This window comes from Streptomyces sp. NPDC006309, from assembly GCF_040613095.1.
GTDB lineage: Bacteria > Actinomycetota > Actinomycetes > Streptomycetales > Streptomycetaceae > Streptomyces.
Window position 1 is genome coordinate 1 of sequence record NZ_JBEXRO010000031.1, and the last position, 17870, is coordinate 17870.

The 17870-nt window shown below is 74.0% G+C and carries 16 protein-coding genes and 2 pseudogenes; 8 read left to right on the top strand and 10 right to left on the bottom strand.

Features of this window, described 5'->3' with window-relative positions; translation table 11 throughout:
- Both ABZ117_RS29915 and coxB read right to left on the bottom strand, forming a co-directional pair.
- Positions 1-263: pseudogene (locus ABZ117_RS29915) on the bottom strand (cytochrome ubiquinol oxidase subunit I); the annotation flags it as partial.
- Positions 260-1219: a cytochrome c oxidase subunit II gene (gene coxB, locus ABZ117_RS29920; protein ID WP_356825137.1), complete on the bottom strand. Its 960-nt coding sequence runs from the start codon at positions 1217-1219 to the stop codon at positions 260-262. The gene coxB and the pseudogene ABZ117_RS29915, both read right to left, overlap by 4 nt.
- Positions 1220-1547: 328 nt before the next feature.
- Here coxB and ABZ117_RS29925 point away from each other — a divergent pair, with 328 nt between their 5' ends.
- Positions 1548-2930 carry an aminotransferase class V-fold PLP-dependent enzyme gene (locus ABZ117_RS29925; protein WP_356825139.1) on the top strand — a complete coding sequence of 461 codons (1383 nt, stop codon included), beginning with the start codon at positions 1548-1550 and terminating at the stop codon, positions 2928-2930.
- A gap of 1151 nt (positions 2931-4081) precedes the next feature.
- Here the strand turns inward: ABZ117_RS29925 and ABZ117_RS29930 are convergent.
- Positions 4082-5056 (bottom strand): carbohydrate kinase family protein, encoded by a 975-nt coding sequence (locus ABZ117_RS29930; RefSeq protein WP_356825141.1) that lies wholly within the window; start codon positions 5054-5056, stop codon positions 4082-4084.
- Between the two features lie 130 nt (positions 5057-5186).
- On the opposite strand from ABZ117_RS29930, the gene ABZ117_RS29935 reads away from it, so the two are divergent.
- Positions 5187-5396, top strand: a complete 210-nt coding sequence (locus ABZ117_RS29935) for a hypothetical protein (protein ID WP_356825143.1) — start codon at positions 5187-5189, stop codon at positions 5394-5396.
- Between the two features lie 265 nt (positions 5397-5661).
- Positions 5662-7173 carry a hypothetical protein gene (locus tag ABZ117_RS29940; protein ID WP_356825145.1) on the top strand — a complete coding sequence of 504 codons (1512 nt, stop codon included), beginning with the start codon at positions 5662-5664 and terminating at the stop codon, positions 7171-7173.
- 91 nt (positions 7174-7264) lie between these two features.
- Here the strand turns inward: ABZ117_RS29940 and erpA are convergent, their stop codons facing one another.
- Positions 7265-7621, bottom strand: coding sequence for an iron-sulfur cluster insertion protein ErpA (erpA, locus tag ABZ117_RS29945; RefSeq protein WP_121789178.1), 357 nt, complete (start codon positions 7619-7621; stop codon positions 7265-7267).
- 305 nt (positions 7622-7926) lie between these two features.
- Here erpA and nadA point away from each other — a divergent pair, with 305 nt between their 5' ends.
- Positions 7927-9111: a quinolinate synthase NadA gene (gene nadA / locus ABZ117_RS29950; RefSeq protein ID WP_356825147.1), complete on the top strand. Its 1185-nt coding sequence runs from the start codon at positions 7927-7929 to the stop codon at positions 9109-9111.
- 67 nt (positions 9112-9178) lie between these two features.
- Here the strand turns inward: nadA and ABZ117_RS29955 are convergent.
- The 5 genes and pseudogenes from ABZ117_RS29955 to ABZ117_RS29975 form a co-directional block, all read right to left on the bottom strand.
- Positions 9179-9717, bottom strand: a pseudogene (locus ABZ117_RS29955) (efflux RND transporter permease subunit); the annotation flags it as partial.
- Between the two features lie 102 nt (positions 9718-9819).
- On the bottom strand, positions 9820-10500 hold the full coding sequence (locus ABZ117_RS29960) for a response regulator transcription factor (protein WP_356825149.1): 681 nt from the start codon (positions 10498-10500) through the stop codon (positions 9820-9822).
- Complete coding sequence (locus tag ABZ117_RS29965) at positions 10497-11714, bottom strand: sensor histidine kinase (RefSeq protein ID WP_356825151.1); 1218 nt, start codon at positions 11712-11714, stop codon at positions 10497-10499. Before ABZ117_RS29965 ends, ABZ117_RS29960 begins: the two co-directional genes overlap by 4 nt.
- 701 nt (positions 11715-12415) lie before the next feature.
- Positions 12416-12694, bottom strand: coding sequence for a hypothetical protein (locus ABZ117_RS29970; protein WP_356825153.1), 279 nt, complete (start codon positions 12692-12694; stop codon positions 12416-12418).
- Positions 12695-12726: 32 nt separating this feature from the next.
- Entirely contained in the window at positions 12727-13518 is a 792-nt protein-coding gene (locus tag ABZ117_RS29975) for a PspA/IM30 family protein (protein ID WP_356825155.1), read from the bottom strand.
- Between the two features lie 246 nt (positions 13519-13764).
- Between ABZ117_RS29975 and ABZ117_RS29980 the strand changes: the two genes are divergently transcribed.
- From ABZ117_RS29980 to ABZ117_RS29990, 3 genes are all read left to right on the top strand, one after another.
- The gene (locus ABZ117_RS29980; protein WP_356825157.1) at positions 13765-14394 is read left to right on the top strand and encodes a DUF3043 domain-containing protein; all 630 of its coding nucleotides are present in this window, start codon (positions 13765-13767) and stop codon (positions 14392-14394) included.
- A gap of 77 nt (positions 14395-14471) precedes the next feature.
- Entirely contained in the window at positions 14472-15209 is a 738-nt protein-coding gene (locus ABZ117_RS29985) for a class I SAM-dependent methyltransferase (protein ID WP_356825266.1), read from the top strand.
- 56 nt (positions 15210-15265) lie between these two features.
- Positions 15266-16339 carry a trypsin-like peptidase domain-containing protein gene (locus ABZ117_RS29990; RefSeq protein ID WP_356825159.1) on the top strand — a complete coding sequence of 358 codons (1074 nt, stop codon included), beginning with the start codon at positions 15266-15268 and terminating at the stop codon, positions 16337-16339.
- 33 nt (positions 16340-16372) lie between these two features.
- On the opposite strand, the gene ABZ117_RS29995 is transcribed toward ABZ117_RS29990, so the two are convergent.
- Complete coding sequence (locus ABZ117_RS29995; RefSeq protein WP_121789169.1) at positions 16373-16582, bottom strand: hypothetical protein; 210 nt, start codon at positions 16580-16582, stop codon at positions 16373-16375.
- 79 nt (positions 16583-16661) lie between these two features.
- On the opposite strand from ABZ117_RS29995, the gene ABZ117_RS30000 reads away from it, so the two are divergent.
- Complete coding sequence (locus tag ABZ117_RS30000; RefSeq protein WP_356825161.1) at positions 16662-17864, top strand: bifunctional adenosylcobinamide kinase/adenosylcobinamide-phosphate guanylyltransferase; 1203 nt, start codon at positions 16662-16664, stop codon at positions 17862-17864.
- Positions 17865-17870 lie beyond the last annotated feature (6 nt).

Below are 17870 nucleotides of genomic sequence, written 5' to 3' on the forward strand. Positions count from 1 at the left end.
GTGAACGCCTGGTTGAACTGCTCGTTCGACATGATCTGGAGGCCCGGCCGGGCCAGCTCGGCGCGCATGAGCAGCGCCATCACGCCACCGATCAGGAAGAACGCGAACGACGTCGCCAGATACAGCGTGCCGATCGTCTTGTGATCGGTGGTCGTGAGCCACTTGATGACGACTTCGCCGCGGCGCTGGCGCCGGACCGGCAGCTCGTCCTCATAGTGGGACCCTGCTGCCGCGGCACCCTGGGGTTCGTTGAGGATGCTCACAGGATGTTCGACTCCCGGTTCTTCTCGTGGGTCGTCTGCTCGATGCCCGCGGGAATGTAACCGGTCTGCCCCTTCTTGACGAGGTCCTTGAGGTGCTGCTCGTAGCGCTCCGGAGAGACGACCTTCACGTTGAACAGCATGCGGGAGTGGTCGACGCCGCACAGCTCGGCGCACTTGCCCCGGAAGGTGCCCTCCTTGTTGGGAGTCACCTGGAAGGCGTTGGGGTGGCCCGGAATGACGTCCTGCTTCATCAGGAACGGCAGCACCCAGAACGAGTGGATGACGTCACGCGAGGTCAGCACGAAGCGGACCGTCTTGCCCTTGGGCAGCCACAGCGTCGGGCCGGGATTGCCGTTCTGCGGGTTGCGCGTACCGGGCGTACCGGCGTCGTAGACACCACCGGCGTGCGCCGGGAAGTACTTCTTGTACCGGTCCGGAACGCCGGCCAGGTTCGCGTCGGTCCGCGCGTCACCGGTGGAACCGGGGACATCGGCGATGTAGTTGAAGCCCCAGCTCCACTGGTAGCCGACCACGTTGACCGTGACGTCGGGCTTCTTCGACATGTCGAGGAGCTTGGACTCGTCCCGGGCCGTGAAGTAGAAGAGCACCGAGATGATGATGATCGGGACCACTGTGTAGAGGGCCTCGATCGGCATGTTGTACCGCGTCTGCGGAGGTACTTCGATCTTCGTGCGGCTGCGCCGGTGGAAGAAAGCACTCCACAGGATCAGGCCCCACACCAGCACGCCGACGGCGAGCGCGGCAGCCCAGGATCCCTGCCACAGGGAGAGGATCCGCGGAGCCTCTTCCGTGGTCGGGGTGGGCATGCCAAGGCGGGGGAAGTCCTTGTATGTGCAACCGGTTGCGGTCGCCAGGACCAGGCCCGCGGTCAGTGCCTGCAGCAGCTTCCGCCGCATCGGGCGCCGCGGCGAGCGGTCGGAGCCGTTGGGACTCACGTAGCGCCTTCCCGAGAGTCTCGCCCGCGCGGTCGGCTGCGGCCTTCTCGCTGGTCGGTCGCCGCCCTGCGTCGGGCAGGGGTTTGGATGTTTATGCGGACCAAACCCTAGCCGACGCCCTTCGGGGGTTCGCGGGGAGGGGGGCATACGCGCCGCCTGTCACTCCGACGGGGTGGAACCGGGTGCCTGATAGCCCGGGGTTGTCGCGTTTTGGGGCACCCCCGCGAAGGGCGTCGTGGCTGCTCACGCCGCGCGGCGGGCCCTTGTTCGGGCACGGCCGCGCGCCCCTGCGGCGGGCCGTGCCCGGACCACGTTCTACCGTGGCTGTGTGTCCTACTTCGACGCCGCCTCGGCCGCCCCGCTCCATCCCGTGGCCCGCCAGGCCCTGTTGGCCTCGCTGGACGACGGCTGGGCCGATCCCGCCCGGCTCCACCGGGAGGGACGCCGGGCGCGGATGCTGCTGGACGCCGCCCGGGAGGCGGCTGCCGAGGCCGTGGGATGCCGGGCGGACGAGGTCGTGTTCACCGCGTCCGGGACCCGGGCCGTGCACAGCGGGACGGCGGGAGCGCTGGCCGGACGGCGCCGGGCCGGACGCCACCTGATCGTGTCCGCGGTCGAACATTCCTGCGTCCTCCATTCGGCGGACGTGTTCGAGGCGGACGGGGGTACGGTCACCCGCGTGGCCGTCGGCCGGACGGGAGCCGTCGACCCGTCGGCCTTCGCCGCCGCGCTCCGCCCGGACACCGCGCTGGCCTGCCTCCAGTCGGCCAACCACGAGGTGGGCACCGTACAGCCGGTGGCCGAGGTGGCCGAGGCGTGCCGGGCGGCCGGGGTGCCGCTGCTGGTGGACGCGGCGCAGTCGCTGGGCTGGGGGCCGGTCGCGGGCGACTGGTCGCTGCTGGCGGCCAGCGCGCACAAGTGGGGCGGGCCGCCGGGCGCCGGGCTGCTCGTCGTGCGCAAGGGCGTGCGGTTCGCCGCCCAGGGGCCGGTGGACGAGCGGGAGTCGGGCCGGGCTCCCGGCTTCGAGAACCTCCCGGCGATCGTGGCGGCCGTGGCCTCGCTGCGCGCGGTACGGGCCGAGGCGGCCCAGGAGGCGGTACGGCTGCGGGAGCTGACGGAGCGGATCCGGGCGCGGGTGCCGGAGCTGGTGCCGGACGTGGAGGTGGTCGGCGACCCCGAGCATCGGCTCCCCGGGATCGTCACCTTCTCCTGCCTCTACGTCGACGGTGAGGCGCTGCTGCACGAGCTGGACCGGGCGGGCTTCTCGGTCTCCTCCGGCTCCTCCTGCACCAGCAGCACGCTGACGCCCAGCCATGTGCTGAAGGCGATGGGGGTGCTGAGCGAGGGGAACGTCCGGGTCTCCCTGGCACCGGGCACGGCGGAGGCGGACGTGGAGCGCTTCCTGGCGGTGCTGCCGGGGGCGGTGGCCGGGGTGCGGGAGAAGCTGGGGGCACCGGCTCCGGCTCCGGTGACGGCCGTCCGGGCGGCGGAACTCCTCGTCGACGCGCTCGGCAGGCGGTGTCCGATCCCGGTCATCGAGCTGGCCAAAGTGATCGGGGACGTACCGGTGGGCGGCACCGTACGGGTGCTGTCCGACGACGAGGCGGCCCGGCTGGACATCCCGGCGTGGTGCGAGATGCGCGGCCAGGAGTACGTCGGCGAGGAGCCGGCACAGCGGGGCACGGCGTACGTGGTCCGCCGGGTGAGCTGAGGGGGGTTCCGGGCGCGCGGTTCCGGGGAGCTGTCCCGGGGGCACGGTTCCGGCGGCGCGGTTCCGGCGGCGCGGTTCCGGGGGGGCGGTTCCGGGAGCGCCGTTCCGGGGAGCTGTCCCGGAGGCGCGGTTCCGGCGGCGCGGTACCGGGGGCGCGGCACCGGGGAGCTGTCCCGGGGGCGCGGTTCCGGGGGCGCCGTTCCGGGGAGCTGTCCCGGGGGCGCGGTTCCGGGGAGCTGTCCCGGCGGCGCGGTCCGGAGGGCGATCCCGGGGATGCGATCCCAGGGGGCGCCGGCCGTGGGGGCGGCCCGAGATGGCCGTATTCGGGAGCACCGTCTCGGGGGCGCCGTCCCAAGGGCGCCGCTCCCGAGGGCGCCGTCCCCGAGGGCGCCGTCCCCGAGGGCGCCGTCCCAAGGGCGCTGTCCCAAGGGCGCCGTCCCGGGGGGGGCGGCCCGAGGGCGCCGTACCAAGGGGTGTCGGCCCGAGAGGGCCCTATCCGGTAGCACCGTCCCGGGGGTGCCGGTCCGCAGCAGCGGCCTGGGGGTGCTGGCCCGGGGGCGCCGTCCCCAGGTGCCGGCCCGAGGGGCGGCCCGAGGGCGCCGTACCCGAGAGCACCGTCCCGGGGATGCCGCCCCGGGGTTGCTGGCCCGGATGTGCCGCCCCGGAGGCGCCGTCCCGGGGTTGCTGGCCCGGGGTGCCGTCCCCAGGGGGCGGCCCGAGGGCACCGTCCCAAGGGCGCCGTTCCCGAGGGCGCCGTTCCCGAGGGCGCCGTCCCGAGGGCGCCGTCCCAAGGGCGCCGTCCCAAGGGCGCCGTCCCAAGGGCGCCGTCCCGGGCGCCGTTCCCGAGGGCGCCGTACCGGGGGGCGGCCCGAGGGCGCCGTACCCAAGGGATGCCGGCCCGAGAGGGCCCTATCCGAGAGCACCGTCCCCGGGGTGCCGGTCCACGCACCGGCCTGGGGGCGCCGGCCTGGGGCGCGTCCCCGTGGTGCCGGCCCCGGGGGGCGGCCTGGGCGGCCCGGGGGCAGCCCGAGGGGCGGCCCGGGGGCGCCGTACCCGAGAGCACCGCCCCGGGGGGCGGGCCGAGGACGCCGGACCTAGAGGGCGTGGGGGCCGCTGGGGCGGGCCCCACGCGTCCCGGTCCGGGGCCGCGCTCAGCGCAGGTGGCCCCGCACCTCTTCGGCGGCCGGTTCCCCGTACGCCTTGACGAAGCGCTCCATGAAGGACTCCCGGCGCAGCCGGTACTCCTGCGTGCCGACGGTCTCGATGACGAGCGTCGCCAGCATGCAGCCCACCTGCGCCGCCCGCTCCAGGGAGACTCCCCAGGCCAGCCCTGAGAGGAAGCCCGCGCGGAAGGCGTCGCCGACACCCGTGGGGTCGGCCTTGCGCTCCTCGTCCGGGCAACCGACCTCGATGGGGTCCTCGCCGGCCCGCTCGATGCGCACGCCCCGCGAGCCGAGCGTGGTGACGCGGTGGCCGACCCTGGCCAGGATCTCGTCGCCGGTCCAACCGGTCTTGGACTCGATGAGGCCCTTCTCGTACTCGTTGGAGAAGAGGTAGGTGGCGCCGTCCAGCAGGATCCGGATCTCCTCACCCGGCATGCGGGCGATCTGCTGGGAGAAGTCGGCGGCGAACGGGATGCCACGAGAACGGCACTCCTCGGTGTGGCGGAGCATCCCCTCGGGGTCGTCGGCGCCGATGAGGACCAGGTCGAGGCCGTTCACACGGTCCGCGACCGTCTTCAGCTCGATGAGGCGCGCCTCGCTCATCGCACCGGTGTAGAAGGAGCCGATCTGGTTGTGGTCGGCGTCCGTGGTGCACACGAAGCGGGCGGTGTGCAGGGTCTCGGAGATGCGGACGGATTCGGTGTCCACGCCGTGCCGGTCGAGCCAGGCGCGGTACTCGTCGAAGTCGAAGCCGGCGGCTCCGACCAGGATGGGCCTGGTGCCGAGTTGGCCCATGCCGAAGGCGATGTTGGCGCCCACGCCGCCCCGGCGTACGTCGAGGTTGTCGACGAGGAAGGAGAGGGAAACCGTGTGCAGCTGGTCCGCGACGAACTGGTCCGCGAAGCGGCCGGGGAAGGTCATGAGGTGGTCAGTGGCGATGGAGCCGGTGACTGCGATGCGCACGACGCGAATTCTCCTGCGGGAGGCTGAGTTGACAGTTCACGCTACCCGCTCGGGGGCCGCCGCTGTAGTTGACGAAACTACCCGATAGTAGATCTTTCTTCGCAGCCGGTGACGTGCTTACGGTGCGGTCATGACGAACCCGAAGGTCACCTCCTCCGCCCCGGCCGACACCGACGGCGACCTGGCCGCACTCCGCGGCGACTGTGCCCGGATGGCCCCGCACTGGGCGCCCCCCGAGCACGCCGAGTCCCGGCCGGTGCCGCCGTCCCGCATCCACGGCGTGTCGGTGCCCGCGCGGTCCGCCCGGCTGCTGGACGCGATGTCCGACTACGGCGACTGATCCGCGGAACGCCGCCCGCAGGGGCGTGCCCCGGGGCGGGACCCCCGGGGCACGCCCCGGGAACCGTGCGCTCCCCTCCCGCGTCCCATCGGCGTCCCCCGCGCCGGGGACTGCGGGACACGACCCAGCGAGGAGCGATGCGGTGAACACCGAGCGGCCTGAGAACGCCGGGAACGCGGAGGTTCCCCCTCCGTCCGGGGAACGGCCGGCGAAGCCCTCCGGGGCGCCCGGACCCGAGGACAGTGCCTCCCGGCCCCCTGCGGAGGTGCCGGACATCTCCCCGGAGCCCGAGACCTCGGGGGCACCCGGAGCCCCGGAGACGGCGGGGCGACGGCGGCCGGCCGCCGTCGTGGTGTCCGTCGCCGCGGCCGTACTGCTGGCCGGGGGCGGCGGCGCCTACCTCGCCGCGAGCGACGGCGGCGGCCGTACGGACGGCCCGGCCGCGTCCGTCGGGAGCACCGCTCCCCCGCCGCTCGCCCTGGACGGCTGGACCACCGGCAGCACCGGCGGCACCGGCGGTATCGCGCCCGGCGAGCCGGACCCGTACGGCGTCCGGTACGTGGCGCGGGGGGAGCTGCCGGACGGGCCCGGTTCCGCGCCGGTGTACGAGCCGGGGGCCGGGGTCGGCCGGGATCGGGTGGTCCGGCTGGCGAAGGCGTTCGGCCTCACGGGCGGTCCGGTGGCCGAGGGACGGCTGTGGCGGGTCGGCGGCCAGGACGGCTCCGGTCCGGTCCTGGAGGTCAGCCGGGACGCACCCGGCAACTGGACCTTCACCCGGCTGGCGCCCGGCACCGACAACTGCCGGAAGGTGACCGTCTGCACGCACGACCCGGCCGCCCCGGCCGGCGGCCCGGTGAGCGTGGCCCGCGCCGAGAAGGCGGCGGCGCCGGTCCTGAAGGCGGCGGGGCTGGACGACGCGAAGACCGACGCGAGCGAGGTCATGGGCGACCAGCGGGTGGTCGACGCCGACCCGGTCGTCGGCGGCCTGCCCACGTACGGCTGGACGACCGGCCTGACCGTGGGCCGGCGGGGCGAGGTGGTCGGCGGGCACGGGCTGCTGGCCACGCCGGTGAAGGGCGACACGTATCCCGTGCTGGGCGCGCGCGCGACGCTGGCGCTGTTGAACGGGCCGGTGAAGGGCGGCCACCGGATGGGGATCGGCGGGTGCGCCACCCCGGTGCCGCTGAAGGACCGGCTGGAGCAGCCGTGCGGTACGGCCGCCACGGCGCCCGCGCCCGGGGCGGCCGATGGCACGGTGACCGTGGAGAAGGCGGTGTTCGGGCTGGCCGCGCACTCCGTCGGGGGCCGGCGGGCGCTGGTGCCGTCCTGGCTGTTCCAGGTACGGGGGTCCACGGCGGGCGGCGGGTTCACGGTGACGTACCCGGCGGTCGACCCGGCGTATCTGGCGTCGGCGTCCCCGTCCCCGGCGTCCGACGGACCCTCGGCGCCACGGACGTCCGGTGCGCCCGGGAAGAGCCGGAGCGTGCGGGTGAACGCCTACACCGCCGACGGGCGGACGCTGGACCTGAGCTTCTCCGGCGGGGTGTGCGCCGACTACCGGACGTCGGCGTCGGCGAGCGGCGGCCGGGTGACCGTGCGGGTCACCGAGACGCCCTGGCCGGGCCGGGTGTGCGTGCTGATCGCCAAGGAGTACGTGAAGACCGTACGGCTGGACGCCCCGCTGGACGGGCGGACGGTGGTCGGCACCGACGGCAGGAAGATCGCGAGGGCGGAGGCCGGCTCACTGCGGCCGGACGCGTCGGCCATGCCGCGCTGACCCGTCGCACGCGCGAAGGCGGCGGCCCCCGGAGCGGGGGCCGCCGCCTTCGTCACACCGCCGGCGGTCGCGCCGCCGGACGGTCACGGCATCAGCTGAAGGAGTCACCGCAGGCGCAGGAGCCGGTCGCGTTCGGGTTGTCGATCGTGAAGCCCTGCTTCTCGATGGTGTCCACGAAGTCGACGGTCGCGCCGCCCAGGTACGGAGCACTCATGCGGTCGGTGACGACCTTGACGCCGTCGAAGTCCTTCTCCACGTCGCCGTCGAGCGAGCGCTCGTCGAAGAAGAGCTGGTAGCGCAGGCCGGAGCAGCCGCCGGGCTGGACGGCGACGCGCAGCGCGAGGTCGTCACGGCCTTCCTGGTCGAGCAGGGCCTTCACCTTGGCCGCGGCGGCGTCGGTCAGGATGATGCCGTCGGTGACGGTGGTGGTCTCGTCCGATACGGACATCTACATCTCTCCCGGGTTGTACGGAGACTGCTTGCCGACGAGTGCAACCGGCGCTTCCGCGGATTCATTCCGGGCCGGGCAGTCACGTGGTCGCGTTCGTTGTTCCTCCTTCATGCTCGCACATGCCCCTGGGGGCGGACAGCGGCCCGCAGCGGGACTTCGGCGGGCGGCGAGGGACCGCAGAGGGCCGGAGAGAGCGCCGAGGGGATTCACGTCACATGGACGCTATGGCCGTCGTCAAAGTGACGTGAACCGGCTATGATAGATAGCGTCAGTTAGACGAAAAGCAGAAAGGGTCGCGTGTCGTGACCACCGCCCAGACCCCGGAACTCGACGTGCAGCCGACTCCGCTCGCCCTGCTGCTGCTCGGCCGTGAGGCCGACCCGAAGAGCGAGCGGGGCGTCGAGTGCCCCGGTGACCTGCCCTCCCCGTCCGACCCCGACCTGGTCGAGCGGGCCCGCGCCGCCAAGGAGAAGCTCGGAGACAAGGTCTTCGTGCTCGGCCACCACTACCAGCGCGACGAGGTCATCCAGTTCGCCGACGTCACGGGCGACTCCTTCAAGCTGGCCCGGGACGCCGCCGCGCGCCCGGAGGCCGAGTACATCGTCTTCTGCGGTGTGCACTTCATGGCCGAGTCGGCGGACATCCTGACCTCCGACGACCAGAAGGTCGTCCTCCCCGACCTCGCCGCCGGCTGCTCCATGGCCGACATGGCGACGGCCGAGCAGGTCGCGGAGTGCTGGGACGTGCTGACCGAGGCCGGGGTGGCCGACCAGGTGGTCCCCGTCTCGTACATGAACTCCTCCGCCGACATCAAGGCGTTCACGGGCAGGCACGGCGGCACCATCTGCACGTCGTCCAACGCAAAGCGCGCCCTTGACTGGGCCTTCGAGCAGGGCGAGAAGGTCCTCTTCCTGCCCGACCAGCACCTGGGCCGCAACACCGCCGTCCGTGACATGGGGATGTCCCTGGACGACTGCGTGCTCTACAACCCGCACAAGCCGAACGGCGGCCTCACGGCCGACGAGCTGCGCGCCGCCAAGATGATCCTGTGGCGCGGCCACTGCTCGGTCCACGGCCGGTTCAGCGTGGAGTCGGTGAACGACGTCCGCGCGCGTATCCCGGGCGTGAACGTCCTGGTCCACCCCGAGTGCCGGCACGAGGTCGTCGCCGCGGCGGACCACGTCGGTTCGACCGAGTACATCATCAAGGCGCTCGAGGCGGCCCCGGCCGGCTCCAAGTGGGCCATCGGCACCGAGCTGAACCTGGTGCGCCGCCTGGCGAACCGTTTCGCTCCCGAGGGCAAGGAGGTCGTCTTCCTCGACCGGACGGTCTGCTTCTGCTCGACCATGAACCGCATCGACCTGCCCCACCTGGTCTGGACCCTGGAGTCCCTGGCCGAGGGCAGCCTGGTCAACCGGATCGAGGTCGACAAGGAGACGGAGGCGTTCGCGAAGCTGGCGCTGGAGCGGATGCTGGCGCTGCCGTAGCCGGTACTGCCGCCGCACGCGCGAAAGGGCCGGGCCTCCCCGTGGGGCCCGGCCCTTCGTCATGCCGTCACACCCCGGCCGGCTCCGGCGCCTGCTGCGCCTTCGTCCGCCGCTTCGCCGCCCGCTCGTGCGCCCGGCGCTCCTTGCGCAGCTCCAGCATCGCGTGGGACGTCGGGACGAGGAGCAGGGTCAGCAGGGTCAGCAGGTTCAGCAGGGTCAGCAGGGTCAGCAGGGTGGAGGTGATCAGGCCGCCGATGACGACGACCGCCGGCGGCCGGCCGCCGGCATGGCCAGGCCCAGGTTCTTGACCGCGTCGTCCTGGTCGGAGGTGACCCCGCCGATCTCGGCCGTGGCGCCCGCGGGCAGCTTGAGGGCCTTGATCTCCGACCGGAGCCTGCTGCTGACCGCGCCGGTGTTGTCGCCCGTCGGCCTCGCCGTGACGGTGGCCGCGCGCCGCCCGTCGATGCGGGTCATGGACACCGGGCCGTCCACCGCCTTCACCGTGGCGACGTCGCCCAGCTTCACCGGGCCGAGGCGCAGCGCCTTCAGCCGGGCCGGGGTCGTGGCGGGTTTCGCCGACCGTACGACGACGTCGCGCTCGGTGTCGCCCACCCCACCACCCTGGACCGTCAGGGGGAGCCGCTCCGTAGCCCCAGGTCCCGTTCCTCGTCCGGCTCCTTCTCCGCACGCAGTACGCCCGGGTGGAGATCACTCCATCCGCGGACGGACCAGCCCCGACTCGTACGCGATCACGACGAGCTGGGCCCGGTCGCGCGCGCCCAGCTTGGCCATGGCCCGGTTGACGTGCGTCTTCACCGTCAGCGGGCTGACGGCGAGGCGCTCGGCGATCTCGTCGTTGGAGTGGCCGCCGGCGACCAGGCCGAGGACCTCCCGCTCCCTGCCGGTCAGCGCGCCGAGCCGCTCGGAACGGGCCGGATCCGGGCCGTCGCCGTCGTCGCCCCGGGCGAGGAAGCGGGCGATCAGACCCTTGGTGGCGGCCGGGGACAGCAGTGCCTCGCCGCCGGCCGCGACCCGGATGGCGTTGAGCAGTTCCTCGGGTTCGCTGCCCTTGCCGAGGAAGCCGGAGGCGCCGGCGCGCAGCGCCCGGACGACGTAGTCGTCCACCTCGAACGTGGTCAGGATGACCACACGGACCTGCCCGAGGGAGGGGTCGGCGCTGATCAGCCGGGTGGCGGCGAGGCCGTCGGTGCCGGGCATCCGGATGTCCATGAGGACGACGTCGGGGCCGTGCTCCCGGGCCAGCCGGACCGCCTCCGCCCCGTCGGCGGCCTCCCCCACCACCTCCATGTCGGGCTCGGAGTCGACCAGCACCCGGAACGCGCTGCGCAGCAGCGCCTGGTCGTCGGCGAGCAGGACACGGATCGTCATACGGGCTCCCCCTGGGCCGTCGCCGTCTGGACCGGCAGGATCGCATGGACGCGGAAGCCGCCGCCGGGGCGGGGGCCGGTGGTCAGGGTGCCGCCGAGGGCGGTGACCCGCTCCCGCATGCCGAGCAGCCCGTGCCCGCCGCCGGCCTCCGGCACGCCGGGTTCTCCCGGGCCGTCGTCGAGGACGGTGACCTCCACGTCCGGGCCGGCGCGGACGACGCTCACCTCGGCACCGGCCCCGGGACCCGCGTGCTTCTGCACGTTGGTCAGCGCCTCCTGCACGATGCGGTAGGCGGCCAGGTCGACGGCGGCGGGCAGTGCGGCGGCCCGGTCGGCGCCGACCAGCCGCACCGGCAGGCCGGCGCTGCGGAAGGTGGTGAGGAGGTCCTCCAGGCGGTCCAGGCCCGGGGCGGGCTCGGTGGGGGCCTCCGGGTCACCGCACTGGCGGAGCAGACCGACGGTGGCGCGCAGTTCGTTGAGCGCACTGCGGCCGGCCTCGCGGACGTGGGCGAGGGCCTCCTTGGCCTGGTCGGGCCGCTTGTCCATGACGTGCGCGGCGACACCGGCCTGCACGTTGACCAGGGCGATGTGGTGGGCGACGACGTCGTGCAGGTCACGGGCGATGCGCAGCCGCTCCTCGGCGACCCGGCGGCGGGCCTCCTCCTCGCGGGTGCGTTCGGCGCGTTCGGCACGGTCCCGCATGGCCTGGACGACCGCGCGGCGGCTGCGCACGGCGTCCCCCGCGGTGGCGCCGATACCGGTCCAGGCCAGGACGCCGAGGTTCTCCTGGGCGTACCAGGGCAGCGGGCCGGCGAACACGGCGGCGGCCGTCAGCACGGTCGTGGTGAGCAGGCCGAGGCGCCAGGTGGTGGCGCGGTCCGTGGTCGAGGCGACGGTGTACAGGGCGACGACGGCGGACATCGCGACCGGGGCGCGCGGGTCGCCGGTGACGCACTCGATCACGGAGACGGTGCCGGTGACGGCGAGGACCGCCTTGGCGTTGCGGCGGCGCAGGACGAGCGCCGCCGCGCCGGCCAGCATCAGCAGGAGGCTGAGGGTGTCCGGGACGCGTACGCCCCAGGTCACTCCGTTCTCGTTCCGGGGCACCACGAAGGAACCGGCGACCATGCAGACCAGCACGCCCGCGGCGAGCGCCGCGTCCAGCGCGAGGGGGTGGGCCCTGAGGCTGCACCGGGCGCGTTCGAGAGTGCTCACGGGGTGAACAGTACGGCCCGGCCCGGTGCCGGTCAGCCACACGGACGAACGCCGCGCACCGGCACGGGCGGGGCCCGCGACCGCGGGAACGCGGCCTCGGCGACAGCACCGGGGGCAGGCGCCGCACGCACCGTGGGGGCGGCAGGGACCCGGCCGGTCCGGGAGCCCCGGCCAGGCGGGCAGACCCGGCCGACCCGGGAGGCAGGGCAAGGCAGGCAGACTCAGGCAGCCCGAGCGACTCAGCACGGCAGAGGCGGGAGAGGCGCCGGCCGGCCGGGCCACCAACGGCACGGCCCGCAGGCCGCCGCCCGGCGAGCCCAGCTCCGGTGGCAGGCCGGCCGGTGCCGAGCGGGAAAGCCTCCGCAGTCGCGGGGCCAGGGTCACGCAGGACAGCACGAGAGCCGCCGGACGGGACGGGGGGCCACCGCGCCGGGGGCCGCCGGACGGCTCGGGGGCCACTGCCTCCGAGCCCCGTTCCGGAAGCACGACACCCAGAACCGCGCCATCCCGAGCCCCGTACCCCGACGGCACGACACCCAGAACCGCGTCACCCCCGAGGCCCGTACCCCGGCAGCCAGAATCGCTCCGCCCGGCAAGCCCCGTACCCCGGCAGCCCGGAGCCGCTGCTCCCGTGGCACCACCGCGCGGCCACAGCCGCGGCCGGGCGTGCCGGAGTCGCCGGCGTCCGGGGGGGGCTGGGGTCAGCTGGGGATCAGGCCGTCGTCGCCCAGCAGGTCCCGGACCTCCTCCAGCGTCGCGTCCGGCGACGGCAGGATCAGTTCCGAGGGTTCCAGCGCGTCGTCCGGCAGCGGGGTGCCGAGCCGGCGGACGGCGTCCAGGAGTGCGGACAGCGTGCGGCGGAAGCCCTCGCCGTCACCGCTCTCCATCTCGTCGAGCAGGTCGTCGTCCAGCCTGTTCAGCTCGGTGAGGTGGACGTCGTCCAGCTCGAACTGGCCCTCCCCCATGATCCGTACGATCACGTCGGCCTCCTCGGCTCGGTCCCGGCGCGGAGCTACTGCTTGTCGAAGCGCGGGGTGTCCTGCGGCTGCTGCCGGGTCTGTCCCTGTCCGGTGCCGCCCTCGATGGCCTGCTGCGGGGAACCGCCGGCCAGCTCCGCCTTCATGCGCTGGAGTTCCAGCTCTACATCCGTACCACCGGAGAGCCGGTCCAGCTCGGCCTGGAGGTCGTCCTTCTGCATGCCGGAGGGGTCGTCCAGGGCGCCGGAGGCGAGCAGTTCGTCGATGGCGCCGGCCCGGGCCTGGAGCTGGGCGGTCTTGTCCTCGGCACGCTGGATGGCCAGGCCGACGTCGCCCATCTCCTCGGAGATGCCGGAGAAGGCCTCGCCGATCTGGGTCTGGGCCTGGGCGGCGGTGTAGGTGGCCTTGATGGTCTCCTTCTTCGTGCGGAAGGCGTCCACCTTGGCCTGGAGGCGCTGGGCCGCGAGGGTGAGCTTCTCCTCCTCGCCCTGGAGGGTGGTGTGCTGCGTGTCCAGGTCCGTCACCTGCTGCTGGAGGGCGGCGCGCCGGGACAGCGCCTCGCGGGCGAGGTCCTCACGGCCGAGCGCGAGCGCCTTGCGGCCCTGGTCCTCCAGCTTCGAGGACTGCTGCTGGAGCTGGTTGAGCTGGAGCTCCAGGCGCTTGCGGCTGGTCGCCACGTCGGCGACGCCGCGCCGCACCTTCTGGAGCAGCTCCAGCTGCTTCTGGTAGGAGTAATCGAGGGTCTCGCGCGGGTCCTCGGCCCGGTCAAGGGCCTTGTTCGCCTTCGCGCGGAAGATCATCCCCATACGCTTCATGACACCGCTCATGGGCTTCGCGCGCCCCCTTCTGACGGACTCCAGCTCACCGAACCTGCGACAGGACCCACAGTACGGGCCCTGCCTCCATTACCGCACTGTTCGGGGAGTGATGCGCTCATCCCCGAGGACGACTGCGGTGTGCACCGCTCCGGCGTGAGGAGTAGGTGATCGCACCGGAGCGCCCGCTCCCGTGTCCTCTCTGTCCCTCTGAGGACGTCCGGTGTTGCCGGATCGTTCCCCGCCGGGCGGGGGAGCATGCCGGCGCAGCGCTTACCCTTGGGTTTTGTGTTCCGTAGCCGTGCCAAGGAAGAGAAGGCCCCGACCGCCGACAAGGCGCAGGTGACCCTCTCCAAGCAGCCCCGTGACCCGCAGGCCCCCAAGGGTCGGCCCACGCCCAAGCGCAGTGAGGCCCAGTCCCAGCGCCGCAGCGTGGCCAGTACCCCGACGAACCGCAAGGAGGCCGCGAAGCGGCAGCGCGAGGAGCGGCGCCAGGCCCTGGAACGGCAGCGCCGCGCGCTGGCGGGCGGGGACGAGCGTTATCTGCCGGCCCGGGACAAGGGCCCGGTCCGCAAGTTCGCCCGGGACTGGGTGGACTCGCGGTTCAACGTGGCGGAGTTCTTCCTGCCGTTCGCCGTCGTGATCCTCGTGCTGAGCGTGGTCCGGGTGCCCGCGATCCAGACCGTCGCGCTGCTGCTGTGGCTGATCGTGATCGTGCTGATCGTGCTGGACGCGACCGTCAGCGGCTTCCGGCTGAAGAAGCGGCTCAAGGAGCGCTTCCCGGACGGGAACACGCGCGGCGCGGTCGCCTACGCCCTGATGCGGTCCCTTCAGATCCGTCGGCTCCGGATGCCGAAGCCGCAGGTCAAGCGCGGAGAGCGGCCCTGAGCGCAGAGGCTTTCACCGGGAAGGCGGCCCGGCCGGCCGGCCCCGGCGGGCTGCGTGCGGTCGTACGGCGGGAACTGCTGTCCCGGCAGCTGGACGAGCAGATAGCCGGGCGGTTCCCGGTCGGGCGGCGGCTGCGGGTGCTGGACGTGGGCATGGGCCGGGGCGCGCAGGCGCTGCGGCTGGCCCGGCTCGGCCACCAGGTGACCGGGGTCGAGCAGAACGCGGCACTGCTCGCCGCCGCCCGTGAGGCGCTCGGCCGGGAGCCGGAGGGAATCCGGGAGCGGGTCCGGCTGGTGCAGAGCGACGGCCGGGACACGGGTGTGCACTTCCTGCCGGGCAGTTTCGACGTGGTGCTGTGCCATGGCGTGCTGATGCACGTGACGGAGCCCGATCCGCTGGTGGCGGGTCTGGGCCGGATGCTGGCCCCGGGCGGTCTGCTCTCCCTGCTGGTCCGCAACGGCGACGCGCCGGCCATGCGGCCGGGTCTCAGCGGGGACTGGGCGGGCGCGCTGGCCGCCCTCGACACCGCCGCGCACGTCCCCCGCGCCCGGACGGATGCGGACGAGGAGACTCCCGTCCGGCTCGGTACGGACGTCCGGGCCGACCGGCTGGCGACCCTCAGCGCCACGCTCGACGGCATCGCGGCCCCGCTGCACGCCTGGTACGGCGTGCAGGTCTTCACGGACACGGTGCCGGACGGCGCGGCGGTCCCGGAGGACCTCCAGTCGCTGCTGGCGGCCGAGGAGCGGGCGGGCCGCACGGACCCCTACCGCGGGGTGGCGGCGCTGCTGCATCTGTGCGGCGTACGCGGCTGAGCCCGTTCGGGGCAACAGCGCGGGCCGGGTGATCACCGCGCGGTGAGACTCGGGACATGAACGCTTCTCCTGCCTGTGCCCCGCGCACGGCCGCGGTCCGGGCCGTCGCGCTGGCGTGCTGCGCGGCCCTGGCCGCCGGCTGCTCCGGTCCCGCCCGGGCCGGTGCGGACACCACGGCGGTCACCCCGGTGGCCGTACCGGCGTCCGCGGCCGGCCTGGAAGGCCAGTACCTGAAGGTCATCGGGGAGGTCCTGCCGTCGGTCGTGCAGATCCGGGCGAGCAACGACCTGGGCTCCGGGGTGGTGTACGACGGTGACGGACACATCGTCACCAACGCGCACGTGGTCGGCTCCGAGAAGACCTTCCAGGTGACCACCGCCCACAACCAGGAGCCCCTCACCGCGACGCTGGTGTACTCCTATCCCGAGCAGGACCTCGCGGTGATCAGGCTGGACCGGCCGCCGAGCGGGCTCAGGCCCGCGGTGTTCGGGGACTCCGAGAAGGTCCAGGTCGGCCAGATCGTGCTGGCCATGGGTTCGCCGCTCGGGCTGTCGTCCAGCGTCACCCAGGGGATCGTCTCGGCGACCGGACGGACCGTCAGCGAGGGCAGCACCGGCGGCGGTACGGGCGCGACCATCGCGAACATGGTCCAGACGTCGGCCGCCATCAACCCCGGCAACAGCGGCGGCGCCCTGGTCGGCCTGAACGGGCGGGTCGTCGGCATCCCGACGCTGGCCGCGACCGACCCGGACCTCGGGGGCGGCGCGGCGCCCGGCATCGGGTTCGCGATCCCCGCGTCCATGGTGCGCACGGTCGCCGACCAGATCATCGAGAAGGGCAGGGTCGTCGACTCGGGGCGGGCCGCCCTCGGCATCACCGCGCGGACGGTGGTGGACGACCGCTACCGGCCGGCCGGGGCGGCGGTGGTCAGTGTGCGCGGCGGCGGCCCGGCCGCCCGGGCGGGCCTGCGTCCCGGTGACGTCATCACCCGGCTCGGTGACCAGCCCGTCACCTCCATCACCTCGCTCTCGGAGGCGCTGGCGGCGGGCCGCCCGGGGCAGCGGACCACGGTGACGTACCGGCGGGACGGCGCGGAGCGGACGGCTCAGGTCACGCTGGGCGAGCAGTGAGGAGGGAGGCGGCCCTCCTCACCGCCGGCCGGCTCACGCGTCGGCGTGCAGGCTCATCGGCCCGTAGATCTCACTGGTCTCCTCGAACAGCCGCACCTGGTCGGCCCCGCCCTCCTTGAGGCTCTTCCAGTGCTCGCCGATCCAGGACTCGGCATCCCCCTGCGTGGTGAAGTCCTCCGGCTGCACGGCCGGCTGGACCTCCGTCCCGTCGGCCGTCTCGAACCGCCACGTCCATGCCGTCATGTGGTCCTCCTTCGATCCAACACCTGTCGGCAGCCTAACCGGAAGCGCAAGACCTGCGGGGACAGGCGAAAATCGGTGCGTGGAAATCACTCTGCTCGGTACCGGTGCCCCCGCGGGACTGCCTCGCCCCGACTGTTCCTGTGCCGCCTGTGCGAGCGCGCTCGGGCCGGACGCGCGGGCCGCGACCGCGGTCCTCGTGGACGGGACGCTGCTGCTCGACCTGACGCCGGGCGTGGCGTTCGCGGCGGCCCGCGCCGGGCATTCGCTGGGCGGGGTGCGGCAGGCGCTGCTGTCGCACCCGCACGACGGCCCGGCGGTGGAGGTGCCGGCCGGGCTGCCGCAGCCCGGCCGGGTCGCGGACGGGCGGGAGCTGGCGCTGCTGACGGGGCATCGGGTGCGGGCCGTGGCGATGGACGCGGGCGGCACCGGGTACGCGGTGACCGGGCCGGACGGGCAGCGCCTGCTGTATCTGCCGCCGGGCGGGGCGCCGGCCGGTCTCCAGGGGACGGCGGCGGAGTCGTACGACCTGGTCCTCGCGGACGTCGTGGGCCGTCCCGACGCGCTCGCCCGGCTCCGCGCGGCCGGCTCGGCCGGTCCGGCGACGGACGTGCTCGCCGTCCACCTCGACCACGACGTGCCGCCGGGCGCGGAGCTGCGGCGCCGGCTCGCGGCGGCCGGGGCGCGGGCGGTCCCGGACGGTACGACGCTGACGGTCGGGGCGTACGAGGACGTGCCGGACGTGCCGCGCCGGACACTGGTGCTGGGCGGGGCCCGTTCGGGGAAGTCGGTGGAGGCGGAGCGGCGCCTGGAGTCGTTCCCGGGCGTGCTGTACGTGGCGACCGGCGGCACACGCGGCGGGGACACCGAGTGGGCGGAGCGGGTGGCCACGCACCGGGAGCGGCGGCCGGGTTCGTGGCGTACGGCGGAGACGACGGACCTGGTGCCGCTGCTGGCCGGGGAGGGACCGCCGCTGCTGATCGACTGTCTGTCGCTGTGGCTGACGGACGTGATGGACGCCGTCGGGGCGTGGGACGACTCGGAGTGGGCGGGCGGGGCGCAGAAGGCGCTGCGGGAACGGGTGCTGGAGCTGACGTCCGCGGTGCGCGCCGCGCGGCGGACCGTGGTGGCGGTGTCGAACGAGGTGGGGTCGGGGATCGTGCCGGCGACGGCGTCGGGCCGGCGCTACCGGGACGAACTGGGGCGGCTGAACGCGGCGTTCGGGGCGGAGTGCGAGCAGGTCGTGCTGGTCGTGGCCGGGCAGGCGCTGGTCCTCAGGGGCTGAGCGGCG

Coding starts and splice junctions, on each gene's coding strand:
- erpA (WP_121789178.1), bottom strand. CDS start 7,621: ATGTCCGTATCGGACGAGACCACCACCGTCACCGACGGCATCATCCTG.
- ABZ117_RS29980 (WP_356825157.1), top strand. CDS start 13,765: ATGCCGGCGCAGCGCTTACCCTTGGGTTTTGTGTTCCGTAGCCGTGCC.
- ABZ117_RS29995 (WP_121789169.1), bottom strand. CDS start 16,582: ATGACGGCATGGACGTGGCGGTTCGAGACGGCCGACGGGACGGAGGTC.
- ABZ117_RS29990 (WP_356825159.1), top strand. CDS start 15,266: ATGAACGCTTCTCCTGCCTGTGCCCCGCGCACGGCCGCGGTCCGGGCC.
- ABZ117_RS29935 (WP_356825143.1), top strand. CDS start 5,187: ATGACGAACCCGAAGGTCACCTCCTCCGCCCCGGCCGACACCGACGGC.
- ABZ117_RS29975 (WP_356825155.1), bottom strand. CDS start 13,518: ATGAGCGGTGTCATGAAGCGTATGGGGATGATCTTCCGCGCGAAGGCG.
- ABZ117_RS29960 (WP_356825149.1), bottom strand. CDS start 10,500: ATGACGATCCGTGTCCTGCTCGCCGACGACCAGGCGCTGCTGCGCAGC.